Source organism: Actinoallomurus soli (genome assembly GCF_024055715.1).
Lineage (GTDB): Bacteria > Actinomycetota > Actinomycetes > Streptosporangiales > Streptosporangiaceae > Actinoallomurus > Actinoallomurus soli.
Window position 1 is genome coordinate 1 of record NZ_JAMXMV010000023.1, and the last position, 12,868, is coordinate 12,868.

The window sequence follows — 12,868 nt, forward strand, 5'->3', positions numbered from 1 at the left end:
TCCGTAAGGCCGTTCGGGCCCGCGGCCACTTCCCGACCGAGGCCGCTGCTCTCAAGTGCGTCTACATGGCGCTGATGAGCCTGGACCCGACCGGCAAAGGCCGCAAGAGGTGGACCCAACGCTGGAAAGCAGCCCTGAACGCCTTCGAGATCACCTTCGAAGGCCGCCTGGCCGCAGCCCGCAACTAGACCCCGCAAAACCGAGTTACACCGTTAACTGGACAGACCCGGAGGGACACCTGTGTGGTGAGGCTGGCGTAGTGGGTGTCTCACCAAGTCTGGAGGTATCGCGGGTATGGATCGTCGCCGACGACCTCCTCTACGAGCCACCGGACGTGCAGGTTCACACCTGGTCCGGTTCGTCGGGCCGTCCTGATACCACCTAAACGTGCACGTATCGGCGTATAGGTCCCAACGCAGAGTGACAGGGCCGCCAAGGTAAGTCACAACGGGATGATGGTCGGTGCCGAAACGGCCCGCACCGGATCGTTCTTCATCAGCCTGCACCGAGAGCCGTCACATGAAGATCAACGACGTTCGCGTGCTTCCGGCGAGTGTGTCCTGGCAGTGCCTCGGCCACCGGGCGCGGTCCCGGTGGTGAGGTGGCGGACGCTTGGGACCATCAGTGGTAGGAGCGCAGGCCCGGCGATGAGGGCGGCGCAGACCGCAAGGACGGTTCGGGAGCCGAGTGTGTCCGCGGCGGTGCCCGCGGCGGTGTAGACGATCGGGGTGGGTAGTACGGTGGCGAGTTCCTGGTAGGCGGCCACTCGTCCGAGTTGGTTGACCGGGATGTGCTGTTGCAGTGCGGTCACCCGTGCGACCTGGGCGGGCCCGAAGGCGAGGCCGGCCAGTAGGGTGCCCGCCACGATGGCGGGCAGGGGCAGGTCGGCGCCCATCGCGGCGAACCCGGCCGCGGTGAACGCGGTACCAAGGCTCATGAGGATGCCGGGCCGGTGGCTTGGCCATCGGGCGGCGATGATGCTGCCGATCGAGGTCGCGGCGGCGAGCGTGCCGGTGATGGTTCCCCAGCTGAGGGCGCCGTGCAGATGCTCGCGCGCGTACAGCGGGCCGATCAGCATGGCGGCGGCGAATGCGCCGCCGGTGACGCAGTCGGCGAGGGCCGTGGTCCACAGCCAGGTTCTGCTGGTGATCGCGTGCATGCCGTCGCTGAGCTCAGCGAGACGTACGCCGGCCGGTCGGCCCGGGTTCTGCTCCCCCGTTGTCCGTACGGTGGGGAGGCGCGTGAACAAGACGGCGGCGGCGATGTAGGTGAGGCAGTCCCACAAGATGCCCCAGCCCGCGCCGATCGTGACGATGAGCACGCCGCCGGCCACAGGCCCGAGGGCGGCGATCCCGTGCTTGGTGGCCTGGGTGAGTGCGTTCGCGCGGGCGAGTGCTGCCCCAGGCAGTAGTTGGGCGAGCAGACGCCGCCCGACCGGGGTGAACAGTGCCGCTCCTGCAGCGCCTCCGCCGGAGACCGCGGCCAGCGACCACACCGTCGCCACGCCGGACAGGATCAAGGTGGCCTCGGCCAACTGGAAGAAGGCGAGGACGACCTGGGAAGCGATCAGCAGCGGTTTGCCAGGCATGCGGTCGGCGATGACGCCGCCGACCGGGAGCAGCGCTATGTAGACGCTGAACTCAACCCCCAAGACAACGGCGATGCCCGTGCCCTGGCCGCCCAGCTGCAAGATGGCGAAGGCGAGGGTGATGGGTGCGACAGCTCCCCCGGCCGATGAGATCACCTGCGCTGCGAAGAAGACGCGGAACTGCCGGTTCGTCAGCGGGGCCGCCATTTCGGCGACGTGTCCGCGCAAGCGCCGCATCGCTTTATCGTGCCGGTGGTTCGGCGAGCCGCCCCGCAGCCGCGCCGGCCGGTGTCTCGACCTGGTCTGCGGAGTCTTCCGCCCCTCGCTGAGTGAGCGAGCTGATCTCCTCGGCGCTGTGGGGGCCGGGCGGGTGGAGTCTCAGCCGGCGAACGTCGCGGCTCAGCAACGGCACCAAGTTGGCGACGGCGAGCAGAGCCCCGCACCCCGTGAGGGTGGCGCGTACGCCGATCGCGCTGGTGACGGGGGCGACCAGCAGGTACCCGGCGGGTGCCAGGCAGATCTCGGTGATCCCGGCGTAGGCTGCGACGCGGCCCTGCTGGACGGTGGGGATGTGCTGCTGGATCGCGGTCTGCCAGGCGATCGAGGCGACGCTGAGGCCACCGGCGGCCACGGCGACCGCGCCCATCACTACCGGCAGTGGCGCGCCGGCGGCCATCACGGGATCGGGGAGGGCGAGCGCGGCGCAGCCGAGGCAGTTGGCCCATCCGGCGCGCGTCGGCCGCCACAGCAGCGATACGACCGCGCCCAGGGCCATACCGCAGCCCAGGCTGAAGGCGATCAGGCCCCATGCCCAGGCCCCGCCCAGATGCGCTTTCGCCCACGGCGGACCCAGAATCCCGTAGCCGACGTGCCAGCCGGGGACCATGACCGCAGCACCAATCAAGCTGGCCCAGATCCACGGCCGGGATCGGACCGCCGACCAGCCTTCCACCAGGTCCGCCCGCAAACTCAAGGCTCGGCGAGCGGCACGGGGGGCGCTGATCGTGGCGATCAGCGCGGCGGAGGCGAAGAACGAGACCGCGTTGAGGCCGACACCGTAGGCGGGCCCGGCGGTGGCGACGATCGTGCCGCCGATGGCCGGTCCGACGGTTCGGATGACGTGGCGCGACAGTTGAACCAGCGCGTTGGCCTCCTGCAGCTGCTCGGCCGGGGCGATGGCCGGGATCAGCCCCACGCGGGCGGGTTCGGAGAACGACGCGGCGGCCGAATTCGCCGCGGCAAGCGCCGCCAGGTTCCACACCGCCGCGCGCCCGGTGGCAATGAGAATGGTCTCGGCGACGGTGATCAAGCCGATCACGCACTCGACTACCGCGATGATCAACGCGCGGGGCAGCCGGTCGGCGACCACCCCGCCCAGCGGGCTGATCACGATGCCGGCGACCATGTTGGCCAGCAGCACCATCGCGATCCCCGGTGCACCGGCCCCGGTGCCCAACACCACGAACGCCAGGGCACCGACCTCCATCGTCGTCCCCGCGGCATTGATCTGGCCAGCGATGAAGTAGCGACGGAAGCGCCGGTCACCGCGAAGCGGCGCGCTGATCCGGTGAAGATGTTCTTTGGCCTGGTCGGATGTGGCGAGTCGTTTAAGCAGGCCACGTCTGCTCATGTCGCCGGCGCTCGGACTACGGGCGAACCGGGGGTAGAGCCCTGCGTGCGGCGACTACTGCCGCTCCTGCAGCTTCGAAGCGCTAACTCCCAGAATGTTCGCGTCGGCGTGATCATCATCTGCCTCCCCGGGGGAACCGTGTCGGGCGGGGACACTACGCGGCGGGGCGCATGATCGGGTGGTCCGACACGTATCGGCCGCCACGGCCGCACCTGATCGGCGATGCCGGCGGAATGGCCTCGCGCAGCCCGCGACGGGTTCATGCGAACAGCGCGGTGCTGCCCCCGGTGGGCCGGTCCCTCGGATTAGGGTGACGCCGGTGACGACGACCGACAGCCACCGAACCCCAACCGCAAGCGTTGCGCGTGCTCTCCGCGACGCCATGACGGACCAGCTCCTCACGGACGGCAAGATCACCTCCCCACGGGTGGAGTACGCCTTCCGTACGGTGCCGCGTGAGCAGTTCGTTCCGGCTGGCACGACCCTGGAGGCCGCGTACGACGCCTATCAGGCGGTGGTGACCAAGACGAGTGAGAACGGGGCCGCGATCTCCTCGGTCAGCGCGCCGTTCATCCAGGCCCGCATGATCGAGCAGGCCGAGCTTCGGCCGGGCATGAGCGTGCTCGAGGTGGGATCGGGCGGCTACAACGCCGCGCTGCTGGCCGAGGTGGTCGGCCCGGAGGGGCGCGTCGTCACGGTCGACATTGACGCGGAGGTGACCGACCGCGCCAGCTTCCTGCTGGACGCCACCGGGTACGGCGGCCGGGTCACGGTGACGCTGGCCGACGCCGAGCAGGGAGCCCCCGAGTTCGCTCCCTTCGACGCGGTCATCGTCACGGTCGGCGCCTGGGACATCCCCCCGGCCTGGTGGAAGCAACTCACCGATGGCGGGCGGCTCGTCGTACCGCTGCGGATGAACGGCATCACCCGTGCCATCGCTTTCCGCTGCGAGGCGGGTCACCTGGTGAGTACCTCCGCCGAGGTGGCGGGGTTCGTCGCGATGCAGGGCGCCGGCGCGCGTCACGAATCGGCGCTTCCGTTGACCGATGCTCAAGGTCGCCGCGTCGAGCTCCGTTTCGACGAGGGAGCACCGGAGAACCCGCACCAGCTGGACGGTGTCCTGGCGACCGAGCCCGCAGAGGTATGGTCCGGCGCCACGATCGGCCACGGCGTCTCGTTCGCCGACCTGCACCTGTGGTTCGCCTGCTTCCTGCCCGGCTTCTGCCGGATCACGGCCGAGAATGACGTGTTGGCTCTTAGCACCGGCCGGTGGTTCCCCTTCGGGGCTGTACGCGACGACTCGCTCGCCTACCTCGCCGTACGCCCGGCCGCCGGTGGCACCGGCTCGGAGTTCGGAGCACGCGCCTACGGCTGCCACGCAGAGGTCGCCGCGGCGGTGATGGTCGAGCGAATCCGGGCGTGGGACCGCCAGGCCCGGCGCGGGCCGGCCCCCACGTTCGCGTTCTGGCCCACCGGCAGCGACGAACTCGACCTGCCGGACGGCGTCGCGGTCATGGAGAAGGCCCACGGACTGGTCGCGATCTCCTGGCCCGCTACGGAGCAGCGGTCAACGTGATCAACTCAAAGGAGGTCTCCTCGCGCACGCGCACTGGCGTCCTGAACGCCGTGGGGACGTTAGAAGCCGTCGGTGGACACCATCGGTCCGCCGTGGAGGTAGTTCATCAGTGCCTCGCGCGTCGTGCGTACGAACTGTGAGGGCACCTGCTCGACGGGGAACCACGTCACCTGTGAATGCTTGTGCGGCTCGGCGTTCACTGGCTCGCCGGTCCAGGTGTTGGCGACGAAGACGACGGTCAAGAAGCCGTTGGGGGCCTCGACACCCCACGCGCCGTGGATGATCCCTGCGACCTTCAGCTCGGCCGGCTCCACGACCAGGCCGGTCTCCTCCTTCAGCTCCCGGGCGGCGGTCGTGGTGATGACCTCGCCTTTGTCGGCTTTACCGACAGGCAGGTCCCAATGCCCGGCAGCGAACTTGGCTTCGGGTCCGCGCTGGATCAGCAGCACCCGGCCCGCTGCGGTGTCGTGCACGATGACGGCGGCGACGAGCAGGGTGTGGGAGTCGAGCGCCGGGGGCAGGGCGGTGTCGGTCACGGGTCGATCCTCTCAGATGGCTGCTTGCCGGATCCGCTCCTCCAAAAGGGCCCCGCCGGGAACACCACGGCGCCGGTAAACGGTGAGGGTGGGCCGGATGGACGCCAACGCGGTTCTGATTCGGGCTGAGGCCATTCCCTCGGCCAGATCGAGTGCCCGGCTCCAGGCTGCTACGGCCTCGTCGGCGCGAGCTTGGACGGCGAGACAGTCTCCGAGGTCCATGTGGATCAGCAGGTGAACGCGCGGGAAGGCGACCGGATCCCAGGAGGTGAAGGCTGCTCGGTGCCGGGCAGGTCTCCGATTTCGGTGAGCGTTCTGGCGGTGTGGGAGTCTACGATCCCGGCGGCCGGTCCCATGAGCAGTGAGTAGGCGGGCTGCGGTTCGCCATCTCGGCCCAGGGCGTCTTCGGCAGCCAGCAGCGCGCGTGCGGTCGGGACTGAACCGATTTTCGATTCAGTCCCGACCGCATGCCATAACCAGATATGACCTTGGCTCCCGTTGCTGCGCGAGGTGGCTGTCGATACCCCCGTAGGCCGGTCAGCGCGGCTGGCTTCGTGTGAGCTTGACCGAGTGCAGGAGGGGCGTTGGGCCCTGGCTGGTCACGAAGACGTCGTCGGGTGATACGCCCAGAGCATCGGCGGCGCGGCACTGGATCGCGGTGGTGTACTCGGCGCTGGCCTCGGCGAGCAGGCGGATTGTCGCCCGGCCGGTGTGATGGCGGACGAGCGCGCAGCGCCGGCGCAGGAACGGCCCGAGGACGTCGAGGGTGTCTCGGGGCCACAGACCACCGATCTGCTCGTCGCCGATGCGGCCGAGCAGCCGCAGCCGGCCGCGATCATCGAGGCGGCCGAGGTCGGTTGTGCGCAGCCGCCCTCCGGGCGCAGACTCGGCAGGATCGAGAGGTACGCCGATGGCCGGGCTGGCGACCTCGACGACGGGTCCACCGCCAACGGTGTCGATGACGGTGCGCACGCCGGGCATCCCGAAACCGACCGTTCCGACTGAGGGGATTCCGGCATCGGTGTCGAAGTGGGTGAGGCTCGCGGTCTCGGTGAGGCCGTAGCCCTCGCGGAGGTCGACGCCGTGGTTGCGGTATTCCATGACCGCGGTGGTGCTGAGCGGTGCGCCGCCGGAGTCGACCAGGACGTGACGCGGCAGCGGGCCAGCCGCTTGAGCCTGGTCGAGGATGACGGGGTTGGCCAGGACGACGAGCCGATCCGCCGCACTCGCCAGCTGCTTGGCGTCGTGCAGGACCCGTGGAAGGGATCGGCTGAGGTGCAGGCGGGCGCCGAGCCGGGCGGCGAGGAGAACGCCGGCGACGAAGGTGAAGTTGTAGGCGGCCGGAAGCGCGGTGACAAGGATGCTGTCCTTGCTGACCTGGTAGATCTGCTCGTACCAGGCGGTGACCTGCTCCAGCTGCGGGCTGGTGAACCCGTACCCACGCGGGGTCCCGGTGCTGCCGGAGGTGAACATCGCCACCTCCCAGCCGCCGCGGACATCCCCGCCGGTGTGCTCGTCGACGCGGACTCGCCGCTCGCCAATCCGCACGGCGATGCCGTCGGGCAGGGCGCCGGTCTGCGGCGGGCCGGGGAGCAGGACGAGGCGATGGCCGGCCTGCAGCGCGGTCTGCGCGGCCGCGGCGATCCGGGCCTGGTCGGATCCGTGCATCAGGTAGGTGCTCGGAGCGTGGGTCGGACGGGTCAGGGGCAGGTGAGTCTCCTCGGCGATGACCCGGGCGGGTGCCGGGTCGGTGCCGGTGGTGGAGATCGTCCAGTCAGGCATGCCAGACCTCCTCGGTGCGGGCGGCGTGCTTTTGGGTGATGAACTGGGTGATGGCCGCGACGGCCGCCGCCAGGGCTTCGTTCGGGCGTTGGCCGGCGGTCCGGGGTGGCGGTGGCGAGCCGGGGACGGCCGCGCGCATCGGCACGCCGATGTCGGGGAGCCGCACGGTCAGCAGCGCGATCCCCGGTGCGGTCGCTTCGATCGCGGCGTGGCGGAAGGCTTCCTCGGCGGCGGCTTTGGCCGCGGCGTAGACGAGCGTGCCGGGTGCCGGGGCGCCGACCACGTCGCTGGAGACGAGCACGACGGGCAGCGGCCGCTGCAGCGGCCAGCTGGCGGCGCGCAGCAGTTGCAGGTGGGCCAGGCAGTTCACCTGCATGCACGCGGTGAACGCGTCCGGAGTGAGGTCGTCCAGGGTGGCGCGGGAGTCGACGCCGGCCGCGCACACCAGCGCGGTGATCGCGGACCCGTCGGCGAGGTGTTCGGCGGCCGCCGTGGTGGCAGCCGGGTCGGCCAGGTCACAGGACAGGAAGTCGTGCCCGGCGGGTAGCCGGGCCGGGCAGGCCCGGCCGACCGCGCACAGGCGACCGGGCCACACCGGAGCCAGCGCGGCGAGCAGATGCTCGCCGACCGTCCCGGTGCCGCCGGTGAGCACCAGCACATGGTCATTCATCGCAGACCACCACGCGGCCGGTGGCGGCGTTGAAGTGCACGGTCACCATCCGCAGCGGCAGACCGAGCAGCTTCAGGAGCTGGCGGACGCGGCTCTGCTGGACCTCGTAGTAGTCCTCTAGGACGTTGAGGTGCGCGGTGACCGGCGCGGCGTGGTCGAGCACGTCGGCCACGAGCGCGGTGATGTGCGGGTCGGGCCGGTGCGGGTCCGTGACGTCGGCGAACCGCCGGTAGTACTCGCCGAGCTCGGCGACCTTCTCATCGTGCGGCTGGTCACCGGACAGAATCTGCGCGGCCTGCTCGTGCACCCCGACCCTGAGGCCGTACCGCTCGGCGAAGTACCGGTCGAACCGTGCGGGGGCGGTGCGGTACGTCAGCAGCGCGGTCTCGAAGAACACGCAACCGGTGATCGGCGTACCGTCGATGCCCTCGAACAGTTCGCAGTGGCTGCCGTCGGGCAGCGGCAGGAACAGGTTGCCGCCGCGGCGGTCGAACCGGTTGCCGAGCTTGGAGTTCCGCAGCCGCTGATAGAGCGCGACGACGATGGCGCGGATGATCGGTGAGGACTCACAGATCAGGTGCATCGGCGCGCCGCCGAACGTCTGCCGCAGGAACTGGCGGTAGGCGGTCGGGGCGAGCCGGACCAGGACGTGATCGTCGTCCATCATCGGCGTGAGCACCGGCGGCCGGGTCTGCCGGGGAGCGAGCAGTTCCATCAGCGCGGCGCCGATGGCCACGCCGGTGTCCTGGTCGACGTCGAGGTCCCGGTCCAGGTGGATGTGGCCGGCCTCCATGCTGACCAGCTCCGGGCCGGTGTAGCGGGAGAGCAGGAGGCGGGCCTCCTCGGCCATGGCCTGATGCGTGACGGCGCCGGTTTCCGGTGGCGCGGTCAGGGTCGCGGCCGTGGCGTTGCTGGTCTGGTCGGTCACGGTGGCGGCGGCGAACGCGTTTGCGGTGATGCGGTAGGCGCCCTGGCCCATCGGAACGACGGTGCTGCGTCCGGTCGTCAGGGTGGTGATGGCCGGGAGCTGCCGGGCGACGTGGCCGATGACGTCGTTGGTCTCGGGCCGGGCGCCGGGCTGGTAGGTCCAGGAGGCCGCGGTGACGCCGCACGGGTCGGCCTGGACGACCAGGAAGTCGACGCCTGTGGGCAGCTGCTGCTCGTGCGCGTGCGCCCACAGGGCGAGCGCGGCCTCGACCGGGGTCAGGTACTCCAGGAGCGCGGACAGCTCATAGCGGAACTGCCGGCGCAGGCGGCGCCGGGCACAGCGCACCGCCATCCAGTAGTCCGGGGTCGCCGGCGGCGCGGCGATGGTCACGTCGCCGGTGTCGGTCTCGGCGGCGGGGTCGGGCCGCAGCCACGGCGTCGGCAGCAGGCGGCCTCGCTGGGTCAGCCGGGCCCGGGTCACGATGACCAGCTCCGACAGGACCTTCAGCGAGTCCGGGAGCCGATCGGAGCCGCGTAGCCGGCGCAGCGCGTGCTCGTCGACGCCGGCCTGCAGGCCGAGCTGGCCGATGTCGACGATGCGGGAGAAGTGGACGAGCTCCTGCTGGATCTCGCTCGCCTCGCCCGAAATCGTGCCGGTGCCGTGTTCGAGGTAGGCCGCGGCCAGGTCGACGGGGTCGACGCTGCCGGCGTCGACGTCGGCCAGGGCGGACAGGAACTGGGCGGGCACGTCGCTGCCGTGCAGGGCGGCCAGGACGGCCAGCCGGCGCAGCAGCCGGTCGAGCGCGCCGGCCAGCGCGTCGGGCGACAGGCCGGCGGTGGTGGCGTGGTCGAGGGCGGAGAACGCCGCGAGCAGGTCCCGGCTGAGGCTGGTCTGATCGCGGTAAGTGCTGGTGAGGATCATGAGCGCTCCCTGACTCGGGGGTCTTGGGGGTCAGTGAAGAGCGCCGCGGGTCCGGGCGGAAGGTCGGAACGTATTGAAGGCAATGCAATCGGTGGGCATGCTGGCGGCATGGCGCGTCAGCGAAGCCGCCCCATCCAGAACCCCGCGTTACGAGCGGCGATCGACCAGGCCGGATGGACCCTGGCCGCCGCGGCCGAGGCCATCAACGCGGTCGGGGCTGAGAACGACCTCCCTCTGACCTACGGTGCTGGTGCGATCGCGCACTGGATCGCCGGCGTCGTCCCCCGCGACGAGGCCATCCCGATCACCGTCGAGGCCTTCGCGCGGGCCCTCAGCAGTCCGGAACTGACGGCCGAGGATCTTGGCTGGGATGCCCCGGCGATGACCGACATTCGCGCGGACCCGTGGCAAGGTGACCCCGTGGCGTGGCTGATGCGGCTGGCAAGGAGTGACATGGACCGCCGAACTGCACTGGCCACCGGCCTCTACAGCCTGGCCGCCCTCACGATGCCGACCGACCCGCACCGCATCCTGTCCCGCTCCGGGCCCGGTCGCCGCGCCGGCGCGGCCGACGTCGCCCGGATCCGGGCCACCACCAGGCACCTGGCTGATATGGATGACCTGTACGGCGGCGGCAACGCCCGCGCCGCGATCGCCGGGTACCTCGCCGGCGAGATCGGCCCGCTGCTGCGCGGCACCACCGGCCGGGCCCGCCCGGACCTGTTCCGCGCCGCCTCCGAACTGACCTACCTCGCCGGGTGGATGGCGGCCGACGCCGGCGCGAACGGCCTCGGTCAGAAGTACTACATCGAGTCCGTGCGCCTGGCCGAAGAGGCCGGCGACCCTCTGCTGCGCGCGACCGCGCTGCGCTCGATGGCGATTCAGGCGATCGAGCTCGGTCACCCGCACCGCGCTGTCGACCTGGCCGAGGCCGCGGTGTCCGAGATCCGGCGCGGCTGCCCGACACGTACCCGCGCCTGGATCACCGGGGCGCATGCCGAGGCGCTGGCCGCCGCAGCCGACGGCCGCGACGCGCGCCAGATCCTCACCCGAGCCGAACGCGACCTCGAGCGCGCCGACTCCCTCCCCGAGGATGCCTGGTACGGCGGCTACCGCCGCGAATCCTTCGAGCACCAGACCGGCACCCTCCTGGCGAGCCTCGGCGACCTGCCCGAAGCCGAACGACACCTCGCCGCCTCCGTGAACACCCGCCGACCCATCGAACGCCGCACCCGCGCGCTGATCGCCACGCGGCTCGCCCGCGTCCAGTACCGCCGCGGCCACCGGGACGCCGCCGCGCAGACCCTCGGACGGATCCGCACAGAGCTGACGACGGTCGCCTCGGCCCGCATCCGCCGCGAACTGGCTCCCCTCCCCCACGACCTGCTTCCGGACAGCCCTCACCGAAATCACCGGAGTTGATCACGCGGCGTGGTTACCATCGGCCCGTGACCACGCCCCAATCCGTACAGCCGGCCGCTACAGCCGTACGCCCACGCTGGGGGGAGTTGCCCGCCCCGCTCCGCGAGGGCCTGGCCGAGCTGCTCGGCGACATCACCACCGCCCACGTCCAGGGCGGCGGCTTCACACCCGGCCTAGCCGCCCGAATTCAACTCGCCGACGGCCGCCGCGTCTTTGCCAAGGGCATCCCCGCCGCGCACCCGCTCGCCGGGAAGTATCGCGACGAGGCCGCGGCCACCCGGGCGCTTCCGGCGGCCGCGCCCGCGCCCCGGCTCCACTGGGACGGCCAGATCGCCGACTGGGTCGTCCTCGTCCTGGACGACGTCGACGCCCGGCACGCCGACCTGTCACCCGGCTCCCCGGACGTTCCTGGGGTGGTGGTCACGATCGCCGGCCTGGCCGACGTCCTGACCCCCTGCCCCGTCGATGCACCCGCCGCCGAGATCGACCTCGCCGACTTCGTGCACGGCTGGGGAACCCTGGCGGCCACGCCGCCCCCCGACTTGGACGAGTGGACCCGGCGGCACCTGGACGACCTGGCCGCGCTCGAGACCGCCTGGCTTACGGCGGCCGCCGGGGACACGCTGGTCCACGGCGACGTGAACGCCTCCAACCTTCTCCTCGACCCGGAGGGCAGGGTGTTCTTGATCGACTGGGCGCAACCGGCCCGCGGGGCTGCCTGGCTCGATGTCGTCGACCTCGTCCCGCACCTGATCCTGGCCGGGCACACGCCCGCCGCGGCCGAAGCCGCGCTCGCCGACGTACCGGCCTGGCGGGACACCGACCCGGCCATCATCACCAGCTACGCCGCGGCGTTCGCCGGCTACTGGGCCCGCAGCTCACGTCAGCCAGCGCCGCCGGGAGTTCCTCACCTGCGCAGCCACCAGGGACGAGCCGCTCGCGCGGCGATCGCCTGGACGGCGCACCGCACCACCTGGAGATAGGAGGGCGCCACGCAGGCCAAGCTGGACGAGCACAAGCAGCGCGCCGCCCGGCTGCGGGATCAGGTCCTGCCCGAGCTCGAGCAGTACGCTGCCAGCTGCCGTGCCGCGCAGTACACCGGCTGAAGCCGGGAGCCAGGCGGCCCTATCCGCCGCGTCCGCTAACCCGCCTCCGGCTACCACGCCCAGGAGCCGACCATGAGCACCACCCCGCTGCTGCACACACCCGACGAGGCCGCGGAGAAGCTCCGCTGCAAGCCGTCATGGCTCAAGGAGCAGGCACGAAAGCGCCGTATCCCCTTCACCTTCATAGGCGGCGCGTACCGCTTCACCGACGCGCACCTCTAGCAAATCATCCGGCAGTTCGAGCAGCAGCCCGAGGACGTGGGCCCGGCCGCCGCGCCGCGCAGAAAGAAGACCGCCGAGGCGGCGACGACAGGCGTCGCTCAGCTCCATGCGCGGCCGCCCAAGCGGCGAGCCTCCTGACATGAAGAACAGCCGTTGCAACCCGGCTAAGGCCCCTCCTGGAAGGCATCACCGCAGGTAGAAGCCTTCTTGCCGTATTCGCCGACGGGGCCGGCCGCCGCCCGGAGGTCATCACGATCGACCGTGGCCACGGGCCCCAGCCGGTCATCCGCGCGACCTGGAACGGCTTCCTCCTCGGATACGGCTACTACGCCCGGCTCGAGGACGCCCTCGCCCTGGTCAACGTCGAGACTCTCGTCGAGCTCGTCACCCATCCAGCCGGAGTCGACCGGACCGTCCGTCGGCAAGGTATAACCAGCTCAAGGTAGATCCTCCGCGGAAGCGTTGGGACAGCAGGAGCTTGGCCGAG

The 12,868-nt window shown here is 71.0% G+C and carries 11 protein-coding genes and 1 pseudogene; 5 read left to right on the forward strand and 7 right to left on the reverse strand.

Annotated elements, in window-relative coordinates; all coding sequences use genetic code 11:
- Positions 1 to 188 (forward strand): annotated as a pseudogene (locus tag NDW01_RS35650) (IS256 family transposase); the annotation flags it as partial.
- A gap of 338 nt (positions 189 to 526) precedes the next feature.
- On the opposite strand, the gene NDW01_RS35655 reads toward NDW01_RS35650, so the two are convergent.
- Complete coding sequence (locus NDW01_RS35655) at positions 527 to 1,825, reverse strand: MFS transporter (RefSeq protein WP_252828764.1); 1,299 nt, start codon at positions 1,823 to 1,825, stop codon at positions 527 to 529.
- Positions 1,826 to 1,829: 4 nt separating this feature from the next.
- Complete coding sequence (locus NDW01_RS35660) at positions 1,830 to 3,218, reverse strand: MFS transporter (protein ID WP_252828765.1); 1,389 nt, start codon at positions 3,216 to 3,218, stop codon at positions 1,830 to 1,832.
- A 319-nt stretch (positions 3,219 to 3,537) separates the two neighbouring features.
- Here NDW01_RS35660 and fxlM point away from each other — a divergent pair, with 319 nt between their 5' ends.
- On the forward strand, positions 3,538 to 4,794 hold the full coding sequence (gene fxlM, locus NDW01_RS35665) for a methyltransferase, FxLD system (protein ID WP_308211852.1): 1,257 nt from the start codon (positions 3,538 to 3,540) through the stop codon (positions 4,792 to 4,794).
- 59 nt (positions 4,795 to 4,853) lie between these two features.
- Here the strand turns inward: fxlM and NDW01_RS35670 are convergent, their stop codons facing one another.
- The 4 genes from NDW01_RS35670 to NDW01_RS35685 form a co-directional block, all read right to left on the reverse strand.
- Positions 4,854 to 5,330, reverse strand: a complete 477-nt coding sequence (locus NDW01_RS35670) for an NUDIX domain-containing protein (RefSeq protein ID WP_252828767.1) — start codon at positions 5,328 to 5,330, stop codon at positions 4,854 to 4,856.
- Positions 5,331 to 5,867: 537 nt separating this feature from the next.
- Positions 5,868 to 7,112 (reverse strand): AMP-binding protein, encoded by a 1,245-nt coding sequence (locus tag NDW01_RS35675; RefSeq protein WP_252828768.1) that lies wholly within the window; start codon positions 7,110 to 7,112, stop codon positions 5,868 to 5,870.
- On the reverse strand, positions 7,105 to 7,782 hold the full coding sequence (locus NDW01_RS35680) for an SDR family NAD(P)-dependent oxidoreductase (protein ID WP_252828769.1): 678 nt from the start codon (positions 7,780 to 7,782) through the stop codon (positions 7,105 to 7,107). Before NDW01_RS35680 ends, NDW01_RS35675 begins: the two co-directional genes overlap by 8 nt.
- On the reverse strand, positions 7,775 to 9,631 hold the full coding sequence (locus NDW01_RS35685; RefSeq protein ID WP_252828770.1) for a hypothetical protein: 1,857 nt from the start codon (positions 9,629 to 9,631) through the stop codon (positions 7,775 to 7,777). Before NDW01_RS35685 ends, NDW01_RS35680 begins: the two co-directional genes overlap by 8 nt.
- Before the next feature lie 108 nt (positions 9,632 to 9,739).
- Between NDW01_RS35685 and NDW01_RS35690 the strand changes: the two genes are divergently transcribed.
- The 3 genes from NDW01_RS35690 to NDW01_RS35700 all read left to right on the forward strand — a co-directional run bounded on the left by NDW01_RS35690 (position 9,740) and on the right by NDW01_RS35700 (position 12,381).
- Positions 9,740 to 11,053 carry a hypothetical protein gene (locus tag NDW01_RS35690; RefSeq protein ID WP_252828771.1) on the forward strand — a complete coding sequence of 438 codons (1,314 nt, stop codon included), beginning with the start codon at positions 9,740 to 9,742 and terminating at the stop codon, positions 11,051 to 11,053.
- A 26-nt stretch (positions 11,054 to 11,079) separates the two neighbouring features.
- Complete coding sequence (locus NDW01_RS35695; protein ID WP_252828772.1) at positions 11,080 to 12,036, forward strand: phosphotransferase family protein; 957 nt, start codon at positions 11,080 to 11,082, stop codon at positions 12,034 to 12,036.
- Between the two features lie 195 nt (positions 12,037 to 12,231).
- The gene (locus tag NDW01_RS35700; RefSeq protein ID WP_252828773.1) at positions 12,232 to 12,381 is read left to right on the forward strand and encodes a helix-turn-helix domain-containing protein; all 150 of its coding nucleotides are present in this window, start codon (positions 12,232 to 12,234) and stop codon (positions 12,379 to 12,381) included.
- 164 nt (positions 12,382 to 12,545) lie between these two features.
- Here the strand turns inward: NDW01_RS35700 and NDW01_RS35705 are convergent, their stop codons facing one another.
- Positions 12,546 to 12,773: a hypothetical protein gene (locus NDW01_RS35705; protein ID WP_252828774.1), complete on the reverse strand. Its 228-nt coding sequence runs from the start codon at positions 12,771 to 12,773 to the stop codon at positions 12,546 to 12,548.
- Positions 12,774 to 12,868: the final 95 nt, after the last annotated feature.

Excerpts from the sequence above, each read along its gene's own strand:
- NDW01_RS35655 (WP_252828764.1), bottom strand. The coding sequence starts at position 1,825 with ATGCGGCGCTTGCGCGGACACGTCGCCGAAATGGCGGCCCCGCTGACG.
- NDW01_RS35660 (WP_252828765.1), bottom strand. The coding sequence starts at position 3,218 with ATGAGCAGACGTGGCCTGCTTAAACGACTCGCCACATCCGACCAGGCC.
- NDW01_RS35675 (WP_252828768.1), bottom strand. The coding sequence starts at position 7,112 with ATGCCTGACTGGACGATCTCCACCACCGGCACCGACCCGGCACCCGCC.
- NDW01_RS35680 (WP_252828769.1), bottom strand. The coding sequence starts at position 7,782 with ATGAATGACCATGTGCTGGTGCTCACCGGCGGCACCGGGACGGTCGGC.
- NDW01_RS35685 (WP_252828770.1), bottom strand. The coding sequence starts at position 9,631 with ATGATCCTCACCAGCACTTACCGCGATCAGACCAGCCTCAGCCGGGAC.
- NDW01_RS35690 (WP_252828771.1), top strand. The coding sequence starts at position 9,740 with ATGGCGCGTCAGCGAAGCCGCCCCATCCAGAACCCCGCGTTACGAGCG.
- NDW01_RS35700 (WP_252828773.1), top strand. The coding sequence starts at position 12,232 with ATGAGCACCACCCCGCTGCTGCACACACCCGACGAGGCCGCGGAGAAG.
- NDW01_RS35705 (WP_252828774.1), bottom strand. The coding sequence starts at position 12,773 with ATGGGTGACGAGCTCGACGAGAGTCTCGACGTTGACCAGGGCGAGGGC.